This is a genomic window from Cupriavidus sp. UYPR2.512 (assembly GCF_000379565.1).
Classification (GTDB): domain Bacteria; phylum Pseudomonadota; class Gammaproteobacteria; order Burkholderiales; family Burkholderiaceae; genus Cupriavidus.
On sequence record NZ_KB902853.1, the window covers coordinates 394540 to 417203 of the forward strand.

The window sequence follows — 22664 nt, forward strand, 5'->3', positions numbered from 1 at the left end:
GCATCGCTTCAGGCCGCGACAGCGCGTGCCGCGGCCGGACCGTCAATGATAGCTCAGGCCACTTCCAGCAGCAGCGAACGGGCCTCCGCCTGCAGCGGATCCTGCGACTGTTCGACCACTTCCTGCAGCAGTTCGCGCGCACCTTCCTTGTCGCCGATCTCGATATAGGCACGAGCCAGGTCAAGCTTGATCTGCATGTCCCGCCCGCCGTCCACGCCGTCGACCGACAGCGTGCTCGGCGCCCCCCCGTGCGTGAGGTCGCCGCCGGTCTCAGGCGCCACGCGCGACAGGTCAATCGGCTCGGCCAGCTTGCCGTCGCGCAGCATGGTGGTGGCGGGCAGCGGCATGGTGGCCTCGTCCAGCACATCCTTGCCGCGGGCGTCGGCTTGCGCGGCGCTGCCCAGGTCAAGCGACAGCCCCGACATGTCGAACTCCAGCGGACGGCCGCGGGTCGGCGTGTCAAGGGTGGGCACGTCGTCGGCAAGCGGGTCGACGCCGGTGCCGGGCAGGCCGAGATCCAGGCGCACCGGCTCGCCGGCGTCGTGCGCGTCAGCGCCAAACACCATCGCCGCGGAAGCAGGCGCCACGATCGGCTCGCCGGCCGCAGGGGCCGGGAAGGCATCCAGCGGCAGCGCCAGGTCACCCAGCGACGGCTCCAGCCGCGCGATCGAGGCCGGATTCTGCGACGGGTCCTGGGTGCGCCACTGGTCGGTTGCCGGCGATGTCGTATCCGGCCCCGCCGCTTCGGGCGTCACCGCCAGGAAGAGCGCGTTGCCCGGCTCGAGCGCGCGCCCCATTTCTGCTGCCTTCAGCCATTCCGCCCCGTGTCCGCCGGTCTGGGCGAACATTTCTTCTGCAATCACGCGGAAACCTTCCACATCCTGTCTGTTGCTGTAAATCTCCAGGAGCTTGAGCCGCACCGGCTGCTGCTCCGGGTTCCTCTCCAGGGCTTCGCGCAGGATCTCCTCCGCCTGCACATCACGCCCATAAGCGATATAGACCTCGGCCTCGGCGATCGGGTCGACTTCGTTGGCTTCCGGCGTGTTGTTGCCGATGCGGAAGTCCGCGCCGAACACGCTGTGCTGCGAGGTGTCGACGCTCTGTCCCCCGGCCGTGCCGAACAGCGAATTGGCACCGGCCATCACCGTGCTTTCCTGCGACAGGATGCTGTCGCCGAAGCCGGTCGCCTCGCCCGCCTTCTGCTGCTGGCGGCGGCGGCGGTAGATCGCATAGACGCCGAGCAGCGCCACCAGCAGGCCACCGCCGGGCAGCAGCATGGGGTTGGCCAGCAGGCCATCGATGAACGACGGTTCGGGCACCGGCGCGGGCTGGGCCACCACCACCGGCGGGCGCTTGGCTGCGGGGGCCGATGCGGGGGCCGCGTCCTGCGCAGCGTTGGCAGGGACGGCGGCGGCCGGCTGCGAGGCCGGGACGGCTGCCACGGCGGAGGCCGGCGCCAGCGCCACGGCGTCCGCGGCGCTGGCGCCGGCCGTTGCCGGGGCGCTGGCTGCGGTCGCCGCAGCCGTCGCGGCGGCGGCAGCGACCGGGGCCGGGGCCACGGCATCGGCCTTCGGCGGCTGGGCCGCCACCACTGTCGGCGCCGCCGCCGCGGCCTTGGCCGCGGCGTCAGCCTTTTCCTTCTCGGCCAGCACCGTCTGGTTGGCCTGGCTCAGCTTGGCGATCTCGGCGTTCTTCAGCTCGAGCAGCTTCTGCATGTCGCCGACGTTCTTTTCCAGCTGCGCCAGGCGGGCTTGCGCCTCCTTGAGTTCACGCTCGCGCGCGACGCCTGCTTCGGCCTTGGCCGCGGCGTCGGCCTGCGCGCCACGCGCGGCCTTGCTGAGCTTCAGTTCATCGCGCGGGCCGTCGGTCGGGGCGGCCTGCTCCTGCACCCGGGCAGTCACGTTGCCGGACTGCTGGCGGCCGCTGTCGGGCACGACCGACTTGGCCGCGGCAGCGCTGGCCAGCCGGCTGCGGTAAGCATCGAAGCCCTGTGTGCGCGCCACCACCTCGCGGCGGGCGGCCTTGGGTGCGACGGCTTGCGCCTGCTGCTGGGTCGGGACCTGCAGCACCGCGCCACTGCGCAGCCGGTTCATGTTGCCGCCGATAAAGGCGTTGGGGTTGTTGCGGTAGAGCGCCACCAGCATCTGGTCCAGCGAGACCGATTCCTGGCCTTGCACGGCTTCGCCGGCGATGGCGTAGAGCGTGTCGCCGCGCTGCACGGTGTAGCCGCCGCCGGGTGCCATTTCGGTGCTGCCGCTGGCGGCTGGCGCCGGCGCTCGCTTCGCGCTCTGGCGGGCCGGGCGCGCGGGCGCGGCTGGCCTGGCTGCCTCGGCAGCCGCGGCGGGTGCAGCTTGCTGCGCCGGCGCAGGCTGCGGCGCAATGGCGGGTGCGGGTGCCGGTGCCGCCGCATCCGGCGTCGCCGCCTGCATCACCGTCGCTGGCGAAAAGGTCTGGTTCGAAGGCTTGGCCCCGGCAGGGTCAAGCAGGAAGGTATAGGCGCGTGAGACCTTGCCGCTGGCCCAGCTCATGTCGACCAGGATGTCGACAAAGGGCTCGCTGATCGGCTGGCTGGAGCGGACCCTGGCCACATAGCTGCCGTTCGGGCGGCGCTCCACCTCCAGCCGCAGGCTGCTGACGGCAGGCAGGTAGGTCAGCCCGGCCGCGGCATACGCCGATGGCGACGCCAGCTTGACATTGAGCCCGGCGGCCTCTTCGGCACTGACCCCACTGATGTCGATCTCAGCCTGCAGCGGCTGCCCCAGATTCGACTGAACCCGCAATTGCCCGAACCCCGCGGCATATGCGGCCGGCTGCGCGAGCAGCAGGCCCAGTGCCGTGACGGCCAGCGTTGACCAGCGCTGACGGACAGTAGGCGCATCTTTCCGGCGATGTTGGCTCACACTCACCTTATGCTCCGTTATGTTTTAGTAGCGATATGAATCGACAAACCGACCCCATAAACCAGGTCCGCCAGGCTGGCGGGACATTCTGAACGCATCCCTTGACCAGCCCGCGCGCAGGCGCTGACCCCTGCGGGCCCGGGCGCATGTCGGCGTATTGTGACGCATCGCCCGTTAGAATAGGCGCCCGGATACAACAACGCCGCGCATGGGCGCGGCGTTGTCGGCAAAGCGGTGCTTTCTGTTGCCTGGCTGCAACGGACGCAACCAGGCGCTTCCCATCAGGACTCGATCAGGATACGCAGCATGCGGCGCAGCGGCTCGGCCGCGCCCCACAGCAACTGGTCGCCCACGGTGAAGGCGGACAGGTACTCGCCGCCCATCTGCATCTTGCGCAGGCGGCCGACCGGGATGGTCAGCGTGCCGGTCACGGCAGCGGGCGTCAGGTCGGTCATGCTGGCCTCACGCGTATTCGGCACCACCTTGGCCCACGGGTTGTGGGCGGCCAGCATGCCTTCGATCTCATCCAGCGGCACATCCTTGCGCAGCTTGATGGTCAGCGCCTGCGAGTGGCAGCGCATGGCACCGATGCGCACGCACAGGCCGTCCACGGCGATCGGCGTGGCGCCGGTCGCGCCCAGGAAGCCCTCGCCGCGGCCCAGGATCTTGTTGGTCTCGGCACCGCCCTTCCATTCTTCCTTGGACTGGCCGTTGCCCAGGTCCTTGTCGATCCAGGGAATCAGGTTGCCGGCCAGCGGCACGCCGAACTGCCTGGTTTCATCGGCCGACAGGCCGTGCTGGGTCGCCAGGATCTGGCGGTCGATTTCCAGGATGGCCGAGGCCGGGTTGTCCAGCAGCGGCTTGACCGAGGCGTTCAGCGTGCCGAACTGGGTCAGCAGTTCGCGCATGTGCTGCGCGCCGCCGCCCGAGGCCGCCTGGTACGTCATCGAGGTCATCCACTCGATCAGGTCGGCCTGGAACAGGCCGCCCAGGCCCATCAGCATGCAGCTGACCGTGCAGTTGCCGCCGACGAAATTCTTCACGCCCTTGGACAGCGCGTCCTTGATCACGCCCTGGTTGACCGGATCGAGCACGATGATGGCATCGTCCTTCATACGCAGCGACGACGCCGCATCGATCCAGTAGCCCTTCCAGCCAGCCGCGCGCAGCTTGGGGAAAACCTCGTTGGTGTAGTCGCCGCCCTGGGCGGTCACGACCACGTCGCACTTCTTCAGCGCTTCGATGTCATTGGCATCTTTCAGCGTGGTTTCGTTCTTCGCCATGGCGGGCGCCTTGCCGCCGGCATTGGACGTGCTGAAGAAGACGGGCTCGATATGGTCGAAATCACGCTCTTCCTGCATGCGCTGCATCAGGACGCTGCCGACCATTCCCCGCCAACCGACGAGACCTACAATCATGACTTACCTCGATGTGATTTGAACTTCCCCGCCATTTTCCTCGCCCGGCGTGGCTGCGCGGGGAAGACGGGCAGGCACGACGAACGGATCTAGGCGATCGCGGTTTTAATAATGGTTTTAATCGTCGTTGCAGATTGGCCGAGCGAAATCGTGCCGACCGGGCCGCGGGTAGCGGTCAGGGCGACAACAGCAGTCAGGGTGGACTGGGAAAATCGGGCCATCCGCAGAGTCTACACGATTTTGCGGCGCTGCCGCAGCGTGGAAATAAGGGACAAATAAAACCAGGGCACCGCATTTGCGGTGCCCTTTCAGCGTGTGACTTACAGTGCCGCCAGCACCGCATCACCCATCTCGCGGGTACCGACCTGCTTGCAGCCCGGCGTCAGGATGTCGCCGGTGCGGTAGCCCTGGGCCAGCACCTGCTTGACCGCGTTCTCGATGCGGTCCGCCTGCCCGGCACGGTTCAGCGAGTAGCGCAGCATCATCGCCGCCGACAGGATGGTGGCCAGCGGATTGGCCACGCCCTTGCCGGCGATGTCCGGCGCCGAGCCGTGCGACGGTTCGTACAGGCCCTTGTTGTTGGCGTCCAGCGACGCCGACGGCAGCATGCCGATCGAGCCGGTCAGCATGGCGGCCTCGTCCGACAGGATGTCGCCGAACATATTGCCGGTGACGATCACGTCGAAGCTCTTGGGTGCCTTGACCAGCTGCATGGCTGCGTTGTCGACATACATGTGCGACAGCTCGACCTCCGGGTACTCCTTGTGCACCTCGATCACGATGTCCTTCCAGAACTGGAAGGTCTCGAGCACGTTGGCCTTGTCGACGCTGCACAGCTTCTTGCCGCGCTTGGCCGCGGCCTGGAACGCCACATGGGCGATCCGGCGGATTTCCGGCTCGCTGTAGCGCATGGTGTCGAAGGCTTCGCGCGCGCCCTTGAACAGGCCGTCCGGCGCTTCGCGCACGCCGCGCGGCTGGCCGAAGTAAATGTCGCCGTTCAGTTCGCGCACGATCAGGATGTCCAGGCCGGCCACCAGCTCGGGCTTCAGGCTCGAGGCACCGGTCAGTTCCGGGTAGCAGATCGCCGGACGGAAGTTGGCGAACAGCTGCAGGTGCTTGCGCAGGCCCAGGATGGCCTGCTCCGGACGCAGCGGGCGATCCAGGCTGTCGTACTTCCAGTCGCCCACGGCGCCGAACAGGATGGCATCGGCTTCCTTGGCCAGCTTCAGGGTGTTTTCCGGCAGCGGATGGCCTTCGGCCTCGTAGCCGGCGCCGCCCACCGGGGCGGTTTCCAGTTCAAACTTCTCGTCGAGCGCGTTCAGGACCTTGACGGCCTCCGCGACGATTTCGGGACCGATGCCGTCACCCGGCAGGACTGCGATCTTCATTGTTGTCTTTCCTCGTAGAGCCTTATCCGACCAGGCGGTTGTTCAGCCACGGCATCTTCGCCACGCGCTCGGCTTCATAAGCCTTGATCTTGTCGGCGTGGCGCAGGGTCAGGCCGATATCGTCAAAACCATTCAGCATGCAGTACTTGCGGAACGGGGCGATGTCGAACTCGTAGCCCTGGCCCGACGGCGTGAGCACAACCTGCTTGTCCAGGTCGATGGTCAGCTGGTAGCCGTTGAACGCGTTGGTCTCGTTGAACAGGTGATCGATCTGCTGCTCGCTCAGCGCCACCGGCAGCAAGCCGTTCTTGTAGCAGTTGTTGAAGAAAATATCGGCGAAGCTCGGCGCGATCACGGCGCGGAAGCCGTATTGCGTCAGCGCCCACGGCGCATGCTCGCGCGAGCTGCCGCAGCCGAAGTTGCGGCGCGCCAGCAGGATCGACGCGCCCTGGTAGCGCGGCTGGTTCAGCACGAAGTCCGGGTTCAGCGGACGCTTGCTGTTGTCCATGCCGGGCTGGCCCACATCCTTGTAGCGCCACTCGTCGAACAGGTTGGGGCCGAAGCCGGTGCGCTGGATCGACTTCAGGAACTGCTTCGGGATGATGGCGTCGGTATCGACGTTTTCGCGGTCGAGCGGCGCTACGAGGCCGCTATGTACGGTGAATTTGTCCATGTCTCTTTCCTTGCTTCCTCAGCCCAGCTTGCGGATATCGACGAAATGGCCTTCGATGGCGGCGGCCGCTGCCATCGCCGGGCTCACCAGGTGCGTGCGCCCGCCCGCGCCCTGGCGGCCTTCGAAGTTGCGGTTCGAGGTCGAGGCGCAACGCTCGCCCGCATCGAGGCGGTCGGCATTCATGGCCAGGCACATCGAGCAGCCCGGCTCGCGCCATTCAAAGCCGGCGGCCTTGAAGATCTGGTCCAGGCCTTCGCGCTCGGCCTGTTCCTTGACCAGGCCCGAACCCGGCACCACCATCGCCAGCTTCACGTTGGCAGCAACCTTGCGGCCCAGCTTCTGCACCACCCACGCGGCGGCGCGCATGTCTTCGATGCGGCTGTTGGTGCAGGAACCGATGAAGACCTTGTCGATGTTGATGCTCTCGACCGGCACGTTGGGCTGCAGGCCCATGTATTCCAGCGCGCGCTCCATGGCGTTGCGCTTGTTCGGGTCCTTTTCCTTCTCGGGGTCCGGCACGCGGTCTTCAATGCTGATCACCATTTCCGGCGAGGTGCCCCAGGTCACCTGCGGACGGACGCCTTCGGCGCGCAGCTCGACCACCTGGTCGAACTTGGCCCCGGCATCCGAATGCAGCGTGCGCCAGTAGGCCACGGCCTGCTCCCACTCCACGCCCTGCGGCGCGTAGGGGCGGCCCTTCACGTATTCGAGCGTGACGTCGTCCACTGCCACCAGGCCGGCGCGCGCACCGGCTTCGATCGCCATGTTGCAGACCGTCATGCGGCCTTCCATGGTCAGGTCGCGGATGGCCGAGCCGGCAAATTCGATGGTGTAGCCGGTGCCGCCCGCGGTGCCGATCTTGCCGATCACGGCCAGCACGATGTCCTTGGCGGTGCAGCCGCGCGGCAGCTTCCCTTCCACCTTGACCAGCATGTTCCTGGCCTTCTTGCCCAGCAGCGTCTGCGTGGCCAGCACGTGCTCCACCTCGGAGGTGCCGATGCCGTGCGCCAGCGCGCCGAACGCACCATGCGTGCTGGTATGCGAGTCGCCGCACACCACGGTCATGCCCGGCAGCGTGGCGCCCTGCTCCGGCCCGATTACGTGCACGATGCCCTGGCGGTGGTCGTTCATCTTGAACTGGGTAATGCCAAAGCTGTCGCAGTTCGCATCCAGCGTATCGACCTGGAGCTTCGACACCGGATCGGCAATGCCCTGGCTGCGGTCGGTGGTCGGCACGTTGTGGTCCGACACGGCCAGGTTGGCGCTGATGCGCCATACCGGACGCTGCGCCAGCTTCAGCCCTTCGAACGCCTGCGGGCTGGTCACTTCATGCAGCAGGTGGCGGTCGATATAGAGCAGCGTGGTGCCGTCTTCCTCGACGTGGACGGTGTGGTCATCCCAGAGTTTGTCGTAGAGCGTCTTGGCCATGATGCGATGGCGGCCCGGAGGACCGATCCTTTGCAGGAGAGGCCTGCGGTGACCGCGCAGTAGTTTGCAGGGGTTTTATTCGCTTCGGTCGCGGTGGCGAGCGGGTGGCGATAGCGATGATCGCGCCGGAAGCCGCCTGAAGCGAGCGTTATTTCAAGCGTTGCTGCAATGCTTGACTTGGCAATCGATTATGCCACAGGGGGTGCGGCACCCAGCCCCCTGCCCGGCCCGGGCGGCGGCTGCAATGTAATGTGATTGGCGAAAGGGGGATTTCGCGGATGGCGAAAAGGAAAAGGCCGCCGCCCCGCCTGGGGGCGGCGGCCTCTCAGAATCAGCCGCCCAGGTAGGCGGCCTTGATCCGGTCGTTGGCCAGCAGGTTGGCGCCGGTATCGGCCAGCACCACCTTGCCGGTTTCGAGCACATAGCCGCGGTCCGCGACCTGCAGTGCCTTGTTGGCATTCTGCTCGACCAGGAACACAGTGACGCCTTCGTCACGAATGGTGCGGATGATGTCGAAGATCTGCGCGATGATCAGCGGCGCCAGCCCAAGCGTGGGCTCGTCCAACAGCAGCAGGCGCGGCCGGCTCATCAGCGCGCGGCCGATCGCCAGCATCTGTTGCTCGCCGCCCGACATGGTGCCGGCGCGCTGGCTGGCGCGCTGGTTCAGGCGCGGAAACAGCTTGAAGACGTGCTCGATGCCCGCCTCGATCTCGTCGCGCCTGGCGAAGAAAGCGCCCATCTTCAGGTTCTCCAGCACCGTCAGGCTCGGGAACACGCGCCGGCCCTCGGGCGAGATCGCCATGCCCAGGCGCATGATCTCGTGCGTGGACCGGTTGGTGATGTCCTGCCCTTCGAACGTCACGCGCCCGCTGGACGCGCGCGGCGTGCCGCACACGGTCATCATCAGCGTCGTCTTGCCGGCGCCGTTGCTGCCGATCAGGGTGACGATCTCCCCCTTGTTGACTTCGATCGATACGCCCGACAGCGCCTCGACGGCGCCGTAGTGGGTATGGACCTGTTCCAGCTTCAGCATCAGTCCTCTCCCAGGTAGGCCTTGATCACGCGCGGGTCGTTGCGCACTTGGTCCGGCTTGCCAGTCACGATCGGCTTGCCGTGCTCCATCACCAGGATGCGGTCGGAGACGCCCATCACCAGGCTCATGTCGTGCTCGATCAGCAGCACGGCAATGCCGAACTCGCGCCGCAGTTGGTCGATCAGCTGCTGCAGCTCGATCTTCTCCTGCGGGTTCAGGCCGGCCGCCGGCTCGTCCAGCATCAAGAGGCGCGGCTTGGTGATCATGCAGCGTGCGATCTCCAGCCGGCGCTGGTGGCCATACGACAGCGTGCCGGCCTCGCGGTTGGCGACCTTGGCCAGGCCCATCCGCTCGAGCCAGACCGCGGCGCGCTCCAGCGCCTCGCGCTCGGCACGGCGGTACGCCGGGGTGGCAAAGAGCCCGCGCAGGATGCCGGACTGCACCTGCAGGTGCTGCGCGACCAGCAGGTTTTCCACCACCGTCAGCGACTTGAACAGGCGGATGTTCTGGAAGGTGCGCACCAGGCCCTGGCGCGCCACCTGGTGGCTGGGCAGGCCGGCGATGGCGTGGCCGTCCAGCGTGACCTCGCCCGCGCTAGGCTTGTAGAAGCCGCCCACGCAGTTGAACACGGTGGTCTTGCCGGCGCCGTTGGGGCCGATGATGGCGAAGACCTCGTCGCGCTTCACATTGAAATCGATACCGTCGACCGCCAGCAGGCCGCCGAAGCGCATCTGCAGGCCGGAGACCTTCAGCAGTTCTGCCTTTGTACTCATCGCCGCATTCATCGGGGAAGCTCCACGTGCGGGCGGCTCGCGGGCAGCAGGCCCTGCGGACGCCACATCATCATCAGCACCATCACCAGGCCGAAGATCAGCATGCGATATTCGGCAAAGCCGCGCGCCACCTCGGGCAGCGCGGTCAGCAGGATCGCCGCCAGGATCACGCCCAGCTGCGAGCCCATGCCGCCCAGCACCACCACGGCCAGCACCAGCGCCGATTCGATGAAGGTGAACGATTCCGGATTGACCAGCCCCTGGCGCGCCGCGAAGAACGCGCCGCCGATGCCGGCGAACGATGCGCCCAGCGTGAACGCCGACAGCTTGATGCGGGTCGGATTCAGGCCCAGCGAACGGCAGGCGATCTCGTCTTCGCGCAGTGCCTCCCAGGCGCGGCCCATCGGCATGCGGATCAGGCGGCTGGTCACGAACAGCGTGAAGCCCACCAGCAGCAGCGCGATCAGGTAGAGCAAGATCACCATGTGCTGGCTGCTGTAATCCAGGCCAATCAGTTCATGGAAGGTCCTGGCGCCGTCCACGCTCGCACTGCGCGCCATCTCGATGCCGAACACAGTGGGCTTCGGGATGCCCGAGACGCCGTCCGGGCCGCCGGTCAGGCTGGTCAGGTTATTGGCCAGCAGGCGGATGATCTCGCCGAAGCCCAGCGTCACGATGGCGAGGTAGTCGCCACGCAGCCGCAGCACCGGGAACCCCAGCAGGAAGCCGAAGGTGGCCGACATCGCCGCGGCGATCGGCAGGCATTCCCAGAAGCCCAGTCCGAAGTGCTGGTTGAGCAGCGCATAGGTATAGCCGCCGATCGCGTAGAAGCCGACATAGCCCAGGTCAAGCAGGCCGGCATAGCCCACCACGATATTCAGGCCCAGCCCCAGGATCACGTAGATCAGCGCCAGCGTGGCCACGTCCACCGCGCCGCGCGAGCCGAAAAACGGCCACACCAGCCCGACCGCAAGCAGCACCCACACCGCCACGCGCTGCTCGCGCGCCCCGAGTTGCGGCACCGACGGCAGGCGCACGGCGCTGCCGGCACGCGACAGCAGCGGCTTGAACAACTGGAACAGGAACACCGCCGCCACGGCGATCCACACCGGCCGCCAGTGCGGCTCGAGCACTACCTTGTAGCCCTCCAGCTTGAGCTGCAGGCCCAGGATGGGAATTGTGAGGATGGCCGTCATCACGGCCGCGAAGATCGCGTTCTTCAGCGATTGCCCGGGCGCGGCCGCGCGGACGGCTTGCCCCGCAGGCATCGCGCTAATTTTGTTGGTCATGGTCTCCTCCTCCCTCAGACCTTTTCGACATCAGGCTTGCCCAGCAGCCCGGTCGGACGGAACAGCAGCACCAGCACCAGCAGGCTGAACGCGACCACGTCCTTGTACTCGGCCGGCATATAGCCCGAGGCGAAGGTCTCCGCCAGGCCCAGCAGCACGCCGCCGAGCATCGCGCCCGGGATGCTGCCGATGCCGCCCAGCACCGCCGCGGTAAAGGCCTTGATGCCGGCGATAAAGCCGATAAAGGGTTGAGCTTGCCGATGGTCAGCCCGATCAGCACGCCGCCCACCGCCGCCAGCATCGCACCCAGCACGAAGGTGAAGGAAATCACCTTGTTGGTGTCGATACCCAGCAGGTTGGCCATGCGCATGTCTTCGGCGCAGGCGCGGCAGGCACGGCCCATGCGCGAACGGCCGATAAACAGCGTCAGCGCGATCATCAGCAGCAGCGTCACGCCGACGATCAGCAGGCGCGAGTACGGCACCGTCACGGTGAAGTCACTGCCCATCTGAAACTCGATGGCGCCCGAGATCAGCACCGGCACGGACACGTCGCGCGCGCCCTGCCCGATCTGGACATAGTTCTGCAGGAAGATCGACATGCCGATGGCTGAGATCAGCGGCACCAGCCGCGGTCCGCCCCGCAAGGGCCGGTATGCCACCCGCTCGACCGCATAGCCGTAGACCCCGGTGACCAGCACCGAGACCAGCAAGGCGGCGCCCAGCACCAGCGGCAGGGGATAGCCTGCCTGGGCGCCGATCGCGGTGAGCGTGACCAGGCCGACATAGGCGCCGATCATGTAAATCTCGCCGTGCGCGAAATTGATCATGCCGATGATGCCGTAGACCATTGTGTAGCCGATGGCGATCAGCGCATAGATCGCACCCAGCGTCAGGCCATTGACCAGCTGCTGGGTGAACTGTGGAAGGAATTCATTCATTGGGGAAGCCTCAGGAACTTGAAGCCCGATACCAACACGCCCCGCCCGGGATGCGGGCGAGGCGTGTGCGGGAAGAAGCGCCGGCTTAGTTGGCGGCGGTCTTGCTGGCGTCCTTGTGCCAGGTGTAGACCACGAACTTGAAGGACTTCAGGTCGCCCTTGTCGTCGTACTCGACCTTGCCGATCGGGGTCGTAAAGGCGTTCTTGTGCATGTACGCCGCAACCTTGGCCGGGTCGGTGCTCTTGGCACCGGCAATGGCGTCGCCGATGATCTTGACGGCGGCATAGGCCGGCATCTGGAACGGACCGTTCGCGTCACGCTTCTTGTCGGCAAAGGCCTTCACCAGCGCGGCGTTGGCCGGATCGGCCGAGAAGTCGGCCGGCAGCGTCACCAGCATACCCTCCGAGGACGGGCCGGCAATCGCCGTCACATCCTTGTTGCCCACGCCCTCGGGACCCATGAAGGCGGCCTTCACGCCCTGCTCGCGCGCCTGGCGCAGCAGCAGGCCCATTTCCGGGTGGTAGCCGCCGAAATAGACAAAGTCCACGCCCTGCGACTTGAGCTTGGTAATGACGGCGGAGTAGTCCGAATCGCCGGCGTTGATGCCTTCGAACACGGCCACCGGGATCTTGGCGGCTTCCAGGTCCTTCTTCACCGAGCTGGCAATGCCCTGGCCATACGACTGCTTGTCGTGCAGCACCGCAACCTTCTTCGGCTTGACCTTGCTGATGATGTACTGGGCAGCGGCCGGGCCCTGCTGGTCGTCGCGGCCAATGGTGCGGAAGATGAACTTGCGCTTCTTGGTCTCGGTCAGCTGCGGCGCGGTGGCCGACGGCGTCACCATCACGATGCCTTCGTTCTCGTAGATGTCCGAAGCCGGGATGGTCGAACCCGAGCAGACGTGGCCGATCACGTACTTGATGTTCTGGCTGACGATCTTGTTGGCAACCGCCACGGCCTGCTTCGGCTCGCAGGCGTCGTCCATCATCACCACTTCGAACTTGTTGCCGCCGGCGCCGCCAGCTGCGTTGATCTGTTCGATGGCGGTCAGCGCACCGGCCTTGACCATGTCGCCATACTGCGCCACCGAGCCACTCATCGGGCCGGCAAGGGCGATCTTCACGGTTTCGGCGTTGGCAGCGACGCCAAAGGTGGCCAGCATGGTGGCCAGCGAGATGGACGTAAGACGGGACAGCGTCATCAGGAGCTCCTCGATTTATGTTTGGGTCAACCGGGCAGAAACGGTGTGACCTGCGCAATCGAACAACACCCGCGGACTACGAATAAAGACGCCCGAGACGCGGAAGACAGGCCTGCAGGAAGAGACAGCGTATGCGGGGCCCGGCATGTGTCAGTCCCACTGAGGTATGGGGACCAAGGTTCGGAAAGACAACGTTTGATGCGTTCTCTATTGCGCAAGCGATTCGCCTGCCCCGCTTGCCGCACCACATGCCGGAAGGGTGGCCCGGCTGCCGTCGGCAAAGCAGCCCGCATTATAGGGTCAAATTTCCTGCCGGACGCGAAAATCGCACAATATATGCCAGACTAGATGGACAGACGGCGGCACGATTGCCCACAAATTGCTTTTATCACCACTTTTGTGCACTGCAGCAGGGATTGGTGTAGGAAGCACTTTCCTGGCGGGCGGGATGGCGGGAACGCCGCAACAATCGAGGCCGATCCGGAGTCAGGCAGAGAGAGATTCGGGCCATAAGCCTGCGAGACATCGAGCGCGCGCCCAAACAAAAAAACGCCCCGGAAAACCGGGGCGTCTCTCTTACCGCATCAAAGCGGCCAGACCAAACCCAACCGCTTACCGCTTGGCCACATCCGGCACATTGCGGGTAGCTGCGCCAACAAACAACTGACGCGGACGACCAATCTTGTATTCCGGATCGGTAATCATCTCTTCCCACTGCGAGATCCAGCCCGGGGTACGGGCCAGCGCGAAGATGCAGGTGAACAGCGACGTCGGGATACCCAGCGCGCGCTGGACAATGCCAGAGTAGAAGTCGACGTTCGGGTACAGCTTGCGGCTGACGAAGTACTCGTCTTCCAGGGCGATCTTTTCCAGCTCCATGGCCAGCTTGAACAGCGGGTCGTTGTGCAGGCCCAGCTCTTCCAGCACTTCATGGCAGGTTTCGCGCATCAGCTTGGCACGCGGATCGTAGTTCTTGTACACGCGGTGGCCAAAGCCCATCAGGCGCACGCCCGAGTTCTTGTCCTTGACCTGCTTGATGAACTCGCCGATGTTGTCGACGCTGCCGATCTCTTCCAGCATCTTCAGCGCGGCTTCGTTGGCGCCGCCGTGGGCCGGACCCCACAGGCAGGCCACGCCGGCGGCGATGGCGGCGAAGGGGTTCGTGCCCGACGAACCGGCCAGGCGCACGGTCGAGGTCGACGCGTTCTGCTCGTGGTCGGCGTGCAGGATGAAGATGCGGTCCAGCGCGCGCTCCAGCACCGGGTTGACGGTGTACGGGGCGCACGGCGTGCCGAACAGCATGCGCAGGAAGTTGCCCGAGTAGGACAGGTCGTTCTGCGGATAGATGTACGGCTGACCGATGTTGTACTTGTACGCCATCGCGACCATGGTCGGCATCTTGGCGATCAGGCGGATGGCCGAGATCTCGCGCTGGTGCGGATCGTCGATGTCCATCGCGTCGTGATAGAACGCGCTCATGGCACCCACCAGGCCGGTCAGCACGGCCATCGGGTGCGCATCGCGGCGGAAACCGCGCATGAAGAACTGCAGCTGCTCGTGAACCATGGTGTGGTTCATGACGTGGCCAACGAATTCTTCCTTCTGCTTGGCGTTGGGCAGCTCGCCCTTGAGCAGCAGGTAGCAGGTTTCGAGATGGTCGCACTTCTGCGCCAGCTGCTCGATCGGGTAGCCGCGGTACAGCAGCTCGCCCTTGTCGCCGTCGATGTAGGTGATCTTCGAATTGCACGAAGCCGTCGACATGAAACCGGGGTCGTAGGTGAACTTACCGGTTTGTCCGTACAGCTTGCGAATGTCGATCACGTCCGGGCCAACGGTGCCCGTATAAATCGGCAGCTCAACGCTGGGGGAACCATCGGAGAACGATAGCGTGGCTTTCACATCGGACGGCGTCATGTCGGATCCTTCAAATGCTGTGAATAATAATGTTGACCAAAACTCAGACCGTACGCAGCAGGGTGATCACTCGCTGCATCGGGGGCGTGTCGAGCTCACCGTCCAGTTCCTTGCGCGCAAGGAGCAGGTCCATCAACTCGTTGTCGCTGAGTTCGAACAGCGTGCTCAGCGAAGCCACGTCCTCGTCGGACAGGCTCTCCTCGTAACGGTTGAAAAAACGTTCGACGATGATGTCGTTCTCCAGAAGGCCGCGGCGGGCGCGCCAGCGCAGGCGGGCGCGCTTGTGCGGATCGGCCTGATGGGAGAAAGTGGTGGCAGGACTCTCAGTCATGGCTTCCTACTTCCGGCGCGTCAACCTGTATAGCCGCACAGGCTGACGCACCGCTTACTACTGGGACAGCCGCCGGATCAGACCGCGCGGCGGACCATCAGCTCCTTGATCTTGCCGATGGCCTTGGTCGGGTTCAGACCCTTGGGGCACACATCGACGCAGTTCATGATGCTGTGGCAACGGAACAGGCGGTACGGGTCGTTCAGGTTGTCCAGACGCTCGCTGGTGGCCTGGTCGCGGCTGTCCGCGATGAAGCGGTACGCCTGCAGCAGGCCGGCGGGGCCGACGAACTTGTCCGGGTTCCACCAGAACGACGGACACGACGTCGAGCAGCTGGCGCAGAGAATGCACTCATACAGGCCGTCCAGCTCGTCACGCTCTTCCGGCGACTGCAGGCGCTCTTTCTCGGGCGGCGGCTCGTCGTTGATCAGGAACGGCTTGATCGAGTTGTACTGCTTGAAGAAGTTCGTCATGTCGACGATCAGGTCGCGCACCACCGGCAGGCCGGGCAGCGGACGCAGCACGATGCGGTCCGGCAGCTCGCGCATATTGGTCAGGCAGGCCAGGCCGTTCTTGCCGTTGATGTTCATCGCGTCCGAGCCGCACACGCCTTCACGGCACGAACGGCGGAACGAGATGGTCTCGTCCAGCTTCTTCAGCTTGACCAGCGCGTCCAGCAGCATGCGCTCGTGACCGTCCAGCTCGACCTCATAGGTCTGCATGCGCGGTGCCGCATCCTTGTCCGGATCGTAGCGGTAGACTTCGAAAATACGCTTCATTTCTGTGGGTCCTGTTGTCTCTACGATGCGGTGCTCAGAAGGTACGGGCCTTCGGCGGCACGCTTTCCACCGTCAGCGGTTCCATCTTCACCGGCTTGTAGTCGAGGCGGTTGCCTTCGCTGTAGAACAGCGTGTGCTTGAGCCAGTTCTGGTCGTCGCGATTCGGGAAGTCGCTGTGCGCGTGGGCGCCGCGCGATTCCTTGCGGGCCGCCGCCGAGATCATGGTGGCCTTGGCCACTTCCACCAGGTTGGCCACTTCCAGGGCTTCCACCAGCGCGGTGTTGAAGACCTTGGACTTGTCCTTCAGGTGGATGTCGTTGGCGCGCTCGGACACTTCCAGGATGCGCTCGACGCCTTCGTCCATCAGCTTCTGCGTACGGAACACGCCGGCATGCGACTGCATGTTCTTGCGGATGTCGTTGGCGACATCCTGCGTGTATTCACCCGAGCTCGTGCCTTGCAGCTTGGCCAGGCGCGACATCGCCAGGTCGGCGGCATCTGCCGGCAACGGCTTGTGTTCCTTCTGCTTCAGGTTCTGCGCGATGATGTGGTTGCCGGCAGCACGGCCGAACACCACCAGGTCGAGCAGCGAGTTGGTGCCCAGGCGGTTGGCGCCGTGCACCGACACGCACGAGCATTCGCCGATCGCGTAGAAACCGTTCAGGACTTCGTTCGGGTTGCCGTTCTTCGGCACCACGACCTGGCCGTGATAGTTGGTCGGGATACCGCCCATCTGGTAGTGGATGGTCGGGACCACCGGGATCGGTTCCTTGATCGCGTCGACGTTGGCGAACTTCATGCCGATTTCGCGGATCGACGGCAGGCGCTTCATGATGGTCTCGGCACCGACGTGGGTCAGGTCGAGCAGCACGTAGTCGCCGTTCGGGCCGCAGCCGCGGCCTTCCTTGATTTCCTGGTCCATCGAGCGCGAGACGAAGTCACGCGGCGCCAGGTCCTTCAGGGTCGGGGCATAGCGCTCCATGAAGCGCTCGCCGTCCTTGTTGCGCAGGATACCGCCTTCGCCGCGCACGCCTTCGGTGATCAGCACGCCCGCGCCGGCCACGCCGGTCGGGTGGAACTGCCAGAACTCCATGTCTTCCAGCGGCACGCCAGCGCGCGCCGCCATGCCCAGGCCGTCACCGGTGTTGATGAAGGCGTTGGTGGAAGCGGCATAGATACGGCCGGCACCGCCGGTCGCGAACAGCGTGGTCTTGGCCTCGAGGATGTAGACCTCGCCGGTTTCCATTTCCAGCGCGGTCACGCCCAGCACGTCGCCGTCCTGGTCGCGGATCAGATCCAGCGCCATCCATTCGACAAAGAAGTGGGTCTTGGCGCGCACGTTGCGCTGGTACAGCGTGTGCAGCAGCGCGTGGCCGGTACGGTCAGCCGCGGCGCAGGCGCGCTGCACGGGCTTTTCACCGTAGTTGGCGGTGTGGCCGCCGAACGGACGCTGGTAGATGGTGCCGTCGGGGTTGCGGTCGAACGGCATGCCGAAGTGTTCGAGCTCGTACACGACCTTCGGGGCTTCACGGCACATGAACTCGATCGCGTCCTGGTCACCCAGCCAGTCCGAGCCCTTGATGGTGTCGTAGAAGTGGTAGTGCCAGTTGTCTTCGCTCATGTTCCCCAGCGAAGCGCCGATGCCGCCCTGTGCCGCCACCGTATGCGAGCGCGTCGGGAACACCTTGGACAGCACGGCCACGTTCAGGCCGGCTTCCGCGAGCTGGAGGGATGCGCGCATCCCGGCGCCGCCAGCACCGACGATGACCACGTCGAAACGTCGACGCGGCAATCCAGTCTTGACTGCGACCATTTATTACACCCTCCAGAGAATCTGAGCAGCGTAGCCCGCGCAACCGACGAGCCACAGAATCGTAAGAACTTGCAGCACGAGGCGCACGGCCATCGGACGCACATAGTCCATCCAGATGTCGCGCACGCCGATCCAGGCGTGATACAGCAGCGACAGGATGGTCAGGAACGTGATGATCTTCATCCACTGGCTGGAGAAGAGCCCTGCCCACGCTTCATACGAAGCGCCGTTCGACAGCAGGAAGGCAATGGCCAGGACCACGGTGAAGACCACCATGATCACGGCCGTGACGCGTTGCGCCAGCCAGTCTTTCAGGCCGTAGTGCGCACCGACGACAAGACGCTTGGGACCGATATTGTTATTTGCCACCTTGATTCTCCTCAGAACAGGCCGAACAGCTTCAGGCCGAAAATCAGGGTAAGCAGCAGGCTCACAACCAGCACGCCAATGGCAGACTTGGCCGAGGCCGGCTTGGAAACGCCGACGTGCACATCCAGCAGCAGGAAACGGATACCCGCGCAGAAGTGATGCAGATAACCCCAGATCAGGACCAGCAGAACCAGCTTGACGAAGCCGCCGGACAGAAGCGCCGAGAACTTTGCGAAGCTCAGTTCCGAAGTGATGCTCTGCTCAAACAGATACAGGACGAAGGGAAGGAGGAGGAACATCAGCGCACCGCTTACGCGATGCAGGATGGATACCTTGCCGGCCCAGGGCAACCGATAGCGCGCAATCTGCGCGATACCGATATTCCGGTACTCCGGCCTGGCTTGTTTGACGGCTTCAGCCATGCGAGACCCCATTTGCGGTAAACAAAAAACGAAACTGCCATTGCCCTGCATGCAACGGGATGCATTAGGGCAAATCCATGAGATTTTAGCGCCTTTGTTGCGCGCTGCACCAATAATTTTCAGCTATCAGGTACCAACAGGTGCCGCCCGACAATCGCACACTCATCACATCCGGCGGTAATCGGGTGCAACATTCACCCGCGCTGCGCAACAGCCCGCACCGTCATGACGAAAGCCACAATAATCAACGCATCATGCCATGCGCCGGCGTCAGCTCAGGTCGTTCTGGTAATAGTGCCGCGCCGTCACGTACAGTCCGCGGCGCACTTCGACGGGGCGGTCGCCATAGGTGTACGACACCCGCTCGACTGACAGCAGCGGTGAGCCTATCGGGACAGACAGCAACTCGGCAGCCGTTTCATCGGCGGGCACGGCGCGGATCTTCTCCGAGGCACGGATCATGCGCGTGCCGAACTCGGCCTCGAATAATGCATACATGGGGCCCTTCCACTCGGTCAGCTTTTCAGCGGTGAGACCCTTGAAGTTGGCGCCGAGCAGCCAGATTTCGTCCAGCACGGTCGACTCGCCCGAGAAATTCAGCACGCGGCGGATCTGCACCACGCTGTCGCCGGTGCGGATATCGAGCAGCCGGGCAATTTCGGCGGGGGCGCGCAGGCGCTTGCATTCCAGCACGCGGCTGGCGCCATAATGGGGTTCGCCTTCGTCAGGGACGAGGCGCAGGAAGCGGAACTTGACCACGTCTTCATGGTGCGTGGTCACGAAGGTGCCCTTGCCCTGCCGGCGCGCCACCAGGTTCTCGGCGGCGAGTTCGTCGATGGCCTTGCGCACCGTGCCCTGGCTGACCTTGTAGCGGGAGGCCAGCTCCATTTCGCTGGGGATCATCTCGCCGGGCTTCCATTCGCCGGATTGCAGGCTGCGCGTGATCAGCGCCTTGATCTGCTGGTAGAGCGGGCTGAAGGTAGGAGACGGCACGGACTGCAGACCAGAGGCGGGGCCAGATTGCGGGGCCGCCTGCGGCACAGGCGCGGGCGGCGAAGAAGGCGGCTGCGCCCCGGCGCCAGGCGTGGCGGCGCCAGATTCCGGCGCGCCGGGTGCGGCTGCGCCAGTCAGGGACGTAGGCAGGGAGGACATAGCGGGATTTCACCACAAAAGGGCAAGAGACGTCCAGCCTTACGTTAATTGTCTTATGTCTTATATAAGACATATGAATTGACATCACAGGGGGCCCGGCCTACACTCGCGCTGGTCCACGCCCGCGATGGCCCGCCCAGGCCCGCCAGCAGCAGCCAGGATACCGGAATGTATCGACCTGGCAGCGCTCCGGTCTGGAAATGGCGCCACGCTTCGCAGTAGACTAACGCTTTGTTGCATCACCATGACCCGTTGTGGCTCTCCCTCACCGGTTCCGCCCCGTGGCCCCGCCACCAGGTTCCGGCGGACGGCCGCTCCCCGCTGTGGCGACAACCAGCACCCGGTGACCCGCCGCGCCCCGTGTTACGGCAACGGCATGCCACCGACCGGCTTCCCCCCTTCTATCGTTTGGAGATTTACTCATGGCTAAAGCCCCAATGCGCGTCGCAGTGACCGGCGCCGCTGGCCAGATCGGCTACTCCCTGCTGTTCCGCATCGCCAATGGCGACATGCTGGGCAAAGACCAGCCGGTCATCCTCCAACTGCTCGACCTCCCGCAAGCCCAGCAAGCCGTCAAGGGCGTGGTGATGGAACTGGAAGACTGCGCGTTCCCGCTGCTGGCCGGCGTGGTCATCACCGATGACCCCAAGGTTGCCTTCAAGGACGCCGACGTGGCCCTGCTGGTTGGCGCCCGTCCGCGCAGCAAGGGCATGGAGCGCAAGGACCTGCTCGAAGCCAACGCCCAGATCTTCACCGTGCAGGGCAAGGCGCTGGACGAAGTCGCCAGCCGCAACGTCAAGGTGCTGGTGGTCGGCAACCCGGCCAACACCAACGCCTACATCGCCATGAAGTCGGCACCGAACCTGCCGCGCGAGAACTTCACCGCGATGCTGCGCCTGGACCACAACCGCGCCCTGTCGCAGATTGCCGCCAAGACCGGCAAGCCGGTGTCGTCGATCGAGAAGATGTTCGTGTGGGGCAACCACAGCCCGACCATGTACGCCGACTACCGTTACGCGACCGTCGACGGCAAGAGCGTCAAGGACATGATCAACGACCCGGTGTGGAACAACGACGTGTTCCTGCCGACCGTCGGCAAGCGTGGCGCCGCCATCATCGAGGCCCGTGGCCTGTCGTCGGCCGCTTCGGCTGCCAATGCCGCCATCGACCACGTGCATGACTGGGTACTGGGCAGCAACGGCCGCGTCGTCACCATGGGCATCCCGTCGAACGGCGAGTACGGCATCCCCGCCGACACCATGTTCGGCTACCCGGTGACCACCGCCAACGGCAAGTACGAGATCGTCAAGGGTCTGGAGATCGACGCCTACAGCCAGGAAAAGATCAACATCACCCTGAAGGAGCTGGAAGAAGAGAAGGCCGGCGTGCAGCACCTGCTGGGCTGATCCTCCGATCGCTCGAGGAAAGACCGGGGTTCCGCAACGATTCACGAATCAGCGCGGACCCCGGTTTTTTCATATTCAGGGGCTACGATGGCCCCTGCTCTCCCCCGTCAACCCAAACCGATCCGAATCAACGTGCATCCTTCCGAGGTCTTGTTCCAGGGCGAAGCCATCCCGGTCCAGCTGCCGGTGTGTGACCACTACGCGGGCAGCGAAAAGCTGATGCGCAAATCGCTTGCCCTGCAACAAGAGCTTGGCCCCGTCTTCGACATCACCTTCGACTGCGAGGACGGCGCCGCCGTCGGCCATGAGCGCGAGCATGCCGAGCTGTGCGCGCAGCTGGTCAACAGCCCGCTCAATGCCCACAACCGCGTCGGGGTGCGCATCCATGACCCGGCCCACCCGAGCTGGCGCGAGGACGTCGACGTGCTGGTGCGCGCCGCCGGCGCGCGCCTGGCCTATGTGGTGGTGCCCAAGGTCACCGACGTGGTCGAGGTCGCGCGCGTGACCGATCACGTCAACCAGGTGGCGCGCAACGCCGGCATCGCCCGGCATATCCCGATCCATGTGCTGGTCGAGACCCACGCCGCGCTGGAACAGGCCTTCGATATTGCCGCGCTGGTGCAGGTGGAATGCCTGAGCTTCGGCCTGATGGACTTTGTCTCGGCCCACCATGGCGCCATCCCGGGCGAAGCCATGCGCTCGCCGCAGCAGTTCGAACACCCGCTGATCCGCCGCGCCATGCTGGAGATTTCCGCCGCCTGCCACCGCCACGGCAAGGTGCCGTCGCACAACGTCAGCACCGACGTGCAGGCGCCGCAGCGCGCCGGCGACGATGCGCTGCGCGCGCGCAGCGAGTTCGGCTACCTGCGCAAGTGGAGCATCCATCCGGGCCAGATCGCGCCGATCGTGGCGGCGTTCCGCCCGGGTGCCGAAGAAATCGGCGCGGCCAGCCAGATCCTGCTGGCGGCGCACGAGAACAACTGGGCGCCGATCCGCCACGACGGCCAGTTGCACGACCGCGCCAGCTACCGCTACTACTGGTCGCTGCTGCAGCGCGCGCAGGCCACCGGCACGCCGCTGCCGGCCAATGTGGAAGCGCTGTTCTTCGCCTGAAGCCGATACCCATACCAAAAACCAGTCAGGGCAGCGCCCAGGGAGACACGGATGTCCGCCTCGAAGTTCGCCGCACCCGCCGCAGCAGCCGACGCCACGGCCAGCGAGCCGGCCGCACTCCGGGTCAAGAAATCCGTCGCCCTGTCGGGCGTGACCGCCGGCAACACCGCGCTGTGCACCGTCGGCCGCACCGGCAACGACCTGCACTACCGCGGCTACGACATCCTCGACATCGCCGAGACCTGCGAGTTCGAGGAAATCGCCCACCTGCTGGTGCACGGCAAGCTGCCGACCAAATCCGAACTGGCCGCCTACAAGGCCA

General features: G+C 65.1%; 20 protein-coding genes and 1 pseudogene. 3 read left to right on the forward strand and 18 right to left on the reverse strand.

Annotated features, from left to right (window positions below; translation table 11 throughout):
* Positions 1 to 53 precede the first annotated feature (53 nt).
* From A3A5_RS0104605 to A3A5_RS0104685, 18 genes and pseudogenes are all read right to left on the reverse strand, one after another.
* On the reverse strand, positions 54 to 2906 hold the full coding sequence (locus tag A3A5_RS0104605; protein WP_026200449.1) for a FimV/HubP family polar landmark protein: 2853 nt from the start codon (positions 2904 to 2906) through the stop codon (positions 54 to 56).
* Between the two features lie 275 nt (positions 2907 to 3181).
* Complete coding sequence (gene asd / locus A3A5_RS0104610) at positions 3182 to 4318, reverse strand: aspartate-semialdehyde dehydrogenase (RefSeq protein ID WP_026200450.1); 1137 nt, start codon at positions 4316 to 4318, stop codon at positions 3182 to 3184.
* Between the two features lie 89 nt (positions 4319 to 4407).
* A complete protein-coding gene (locus A3A5_RS45355; RefSeq protein ID WP_255343412.1) occupies positions 4408 to 4539 on the reverse strand; it encodes a hypothetical protein in 132 nt (43 codons plus the stop codon).
* A gap of 99 nt (positions 4540 to 4638) precedes the next feature.
* Entirely contained in the window at positions 4639 to 5706 is a 1068-nt protein-coding gene (gene leuB, locus A3A5_RS0104615; RefSeq protein ID WP_018309453.1) for a 3-isopropylmalate dehydrogenase, read from the reverse strand.
* A gap of 22 nt (positions 5707 to 5728) precedes the next feature.
* A complete protein-coding gene (gene leuD / locus A3A5_RS0104620; RefSeq protein WP_018309454.1) occupies positions 5729 to 6379 on the reverse strand; it encodes a 3-isopropylmalate dehydratase small subunit in 651 nt (216 codons plus the stop codon).
* 18 nt (positions 6380 to 6397) lie between these two features.
* On the reverse strand, positions 6398 to 7807 hold the full coding sequence (leuC, locus tag A3A5_RS0104625) for a 3-isopropylmalate dehydratase large subunit (protein ID WP_018309455.1): 1410 nt from the start codon (positions 7805 to 7807) through the stop codon (positions 6398 to 6400).
* Between the two features lie 331 nt (positions 7808 to 8138).
* A complete protein-coding gene (locus tag A3A5_RS0104630) occupies positions 8139 to 8840 on the reverse strand; it encodes an ABC transporter ATP-binding protein (protein WP_013957418.1) in 702 nt (233 codons plus the stop codon).
* Positions 8840 to 9613, reverse strand: coding sequence for a high-affinity branched-chain amino acid ABC transporter ATP-binding protein LivG (gene livG, locus A3A5_RS0104635; RefSeq protein WP_026200451.1), 774 nt, complete (start codon positions 9611 to 9613; stop codon positions 8840 to 8842). Before livG ends, A3A5_RS0104630 begins: the two co-directional genes overlap by 1 nt.
* A gap of 8 nt (positions 9614 to 9621) precedes the next feature.
* The gene (locus A3A5_RS0104640) at positions 9622 to 10902 is read right to left on the reverse strand and encodes a high-affinity branched-chain amino acid ABC transporter permease LivM (RefSeq protein ID WP_026200452.1); all 1281 of its coding nucleotides are present in this window, start codon (positions 10900 to 10902) and stop codon (positions 9622 to 9624) included.
* Positions 10903 to 10916: 14 nt separating this feature from the next.
* Positions 10917 to 11842 (reverse strand): annotated as a pseudogene (gene livH / locus A3A5_RS37600) (high-affinity branched-chain amino acid ABC transporter permease LivH).
* Positions 11843 to 11927: 85 nt separating this feature from the next.
* Positions 11928 to 13043, reverse strand: a complete 1116-nt coding sequence (locus A3A5_RS0104650; RefSeq protein ID WP_018309458.1) for a branched-chain amino acid ABC transporter substrate-binding protein — start codon at positions 13041 to 13043, stop codon at positions 11928 to 11930.
* Between the two features lie 612 nt (positions 13044 to 13655).
* The gene (gene gltA, locus A3A5_RS0104655) at positions 13656 to 14957 is read right to left on the reverse strand and encodes a citrate synthase (RefSeq protein ID WP_018309459.1); all 1302 of its coding nucleotides are present in this window, start codon (positions 14955 to 14957) and stop codon (positions 13656 to 13658) included.
* Between the two features lie 43 nt (positions 14958 to 15000).
* Positions 15001 to 15288 (reverse strand): succinate dehydrogenase assembly factor 2, encoded by a 288-nt coding sequence (locus tag A3A5_RS0104660; RefSeq protein ID WP_018309460.1) that lies wholly within the window; start codon positions 15286 to 15288, stop codon positions 15001 to 15003.
* A gap of 77 nt (positions 15289 to 15365) precedes the next feature.
* Positions 15366 to 16067: a succinate dehydrogenase iron-sulfur subunit gene (locus A3A5_RS0104665; protein ID WP_011298473.1), complete on the reverse strand. Its 702-nt coding sequence runs from the start codon at positions 16065 to 16067 to the stop codon at positions 15366 to 15368.
* Positions 16068 to 16101: 34 nt separating this feature from the next.
* Positions 16102 to 17880 (reverse strand): succinate dehydrogenase flavoprotein subunit, encoded by a 1779-nt coding sequence (sdhA, locus tag A3A5_RS0104670; protein WP_026200453.1) that lies wholly within the window; start codon positions 17878 to 17880, stop codon positions 16102 to 16104.
* A gap of 3 nt (positions 17881 to 17883) precedes the next feature.
* Entirely contained in the window at positions 17884 to 18249 is a 366-nt protein-coding gene (gene sdhD / locus A3A5_RS0104675; RefSeq protein ID WP_018309462.1) for a succinate dehydrogenase, hydrophobic membrane anchor protein, read from the reverse strand.
* A gap of 11 nt (positions 18250 to 18260) precedes the next feature.
* Positions 18261 to 18671, reverse strand: coding sequence for a succinate dehydrogenase, cytochrome b556 subunit (gene sdhC, locus A3A5_RS0104680; RefSeq protein WP_010814616.1), 411 nt, complete (start codon positions 18669 to 18671; stop codon positions 18261 to 18263).
* A 270-nt stretch (positions 18672 to 18941) separates the two neighbouring features.
* Positions 18942 to 19823: a GntR family transcriptional regulator gene (locus A3A5_RS0104685; protein ID WP_026200454.1), complete on the reverse strand. Its 882-nt coding sequence runs from the start codon at positions 19821 to 19823 to the stop codon at positions 18942 to 18944.
* Between the two features lie 422 nt (positions 19824 to 20245).
* Between A3A5_RS0104685 and A3A5_RS0104690 the strand changes: the two genes are divergently transcribed.
* The 3 genes from A3A5_RS0104690 to A3A5_RS0104700 form a co-directional block, all read left to right on the forward strand.
* Positions 20246 to 21229 (forward strand): malate dehydrogenase, encoded by a 984-nt coding sequence (locus tag A3A5_RS0104690; RefSeq protein WP_026200455.1) that lies wholly within the window; start codon positions 20246 to 20248, stop codon positions 21227 to 21229.
* Between the two features lie 132 nt (positions 21230 to 21361).
* On the forward strand, positions 21362 to 22342 hold the full coding sequence (locus A3A5_RS0104695; protein WP_026200456.1) for a CoA ester lyase: 981 nt from the start codon (positions 21362 to 21364) through the stop codon (positions 22340 to 22342).
* 51 nt (positions 22343 to 22393) lie between these two features.
* A partial coding sequence (locus A3A5_RS0104700; protein ID WP_026200457.1) for a citrate/2-methylcitrate synthase occupies positions 22394 to 22664 on the forward strand: 271 nt, incomplete at its 3' end.

Excerpts from the sequence above, each read along its gene's own strand:
- leuD (WP_018309454.1), bottom strand. The coding sequence starts at position 6,379 with ATGGACAAATTCACCGTACATAGCGGCCTCGTAGCGCCGCTCGACCGC.
- A3A5_RS0104660 (WP_018309460.1), bottom strand. The coding sequence starts at position 15,288 with ATGACTGAGAGTCCTGCCACCACTTTCTCCCATCAGGCCGATCCGCAC.
- A3A5_RS0104665 (WP_011298473.1), bottom strand. The coding sequence starts at position 16,067 with ATGAAGCGTATTTTCGAAGTCTACCGCTACGATCCGGACAAGGATGCG.
- gltA (WP_018309459.1), bottom strand. The coding sequence starts at position 14,957 with ATGACGCCGTCCGATGTGAAAGCCACGCTATCGTTCTCCGATGGTTCC.
- A3A5_RS0104690 (WP_026200455.1), top strand. The coding sequence starts at position 20,246 with ATGGCTAAAGCCCCAATGCGCGTCGCAGTGACCGGCGCCGCTGGCCAG.
- A3A5_RS0104685 (WP_026200454.1), bottom strand. The coding sequence starts at position 19,823 with ATGTCCTCCCTGCCTACGTCCCTGACTGGCGCAGCCGCACCCGGCGCG.
- A3A5_RS45355 (WP_255343412.1), bottom strand. The coding sequence starts at position 4,539 with ATGGCCCGATTTTCCCAGTCCACCCTGACTGCTGTTGTCGCCCTGACC.
- sdhC (WP_010814616.1), bottom strand. The coding sequence starts at position 18,671 with ATGGCTGAAGCCGTCAAACAAGCCAGGCCGGAGTACCGGAATATCGGT.
- leuC (WP_018309455.1), bottom strand. The coding sequence starts at position 7,807 with ATGGCCAAGACGCTCTACGACAAACTCTGGGATGACCACACCGTCCAC.
- A3A5_RS0104650 (WP_018309458.1), bottom strand. The coding sequence starts at position 13,043 with ATGACGCTGTCCCGTCTTACGTCCATCTCGCTGGCCACCATGCTGGCC.
- asd (WP_026200450.1), bottom strand. The coding sequence starts at position 4,318 with ATGATTGTAGGTCTCGTCGGTTGGCGGGGAATGGTCGGCAGCGTCCTG.
- leuB (WP_018309453.1), bottom strand. The coding sequence starts at position 5,706 with ATGAAGATCGCAGTCCTGCCGGGTGACGGCATCGGTCCCGAAATCGTC.
- livG (WP_026200451.1), bottom strand. The coding sequence starts at position 9,613 with ATGAGTACAAAGGCAGAACTGCTGAAGGTCTCCGGCCTGCAGATGCGC.
- sdhA (WP_026200453.1), bottom strand. The coding sequence starts at position 17,880 with ATGGTCGCAGTCAAGACTGGATTGCCGCGTCGACGTTTCGACGTGGTC.
- A3A5_RS0104630 (WP_013957418.1), bottom strand. The coding sequence starts at position 8,840 with ATGCTGAAGCTGGAACAGGTCCATACCCACTACGGCGCCGTCGAGGCG.
- A3A5_RS0104640 (WP_026200452.1), bottom strand. The coding sequence starts at position 10,902 with ATGACCAACAAAATTAGCGCGATGCCTGCGGGGCAAGCCGTCCGCGCG.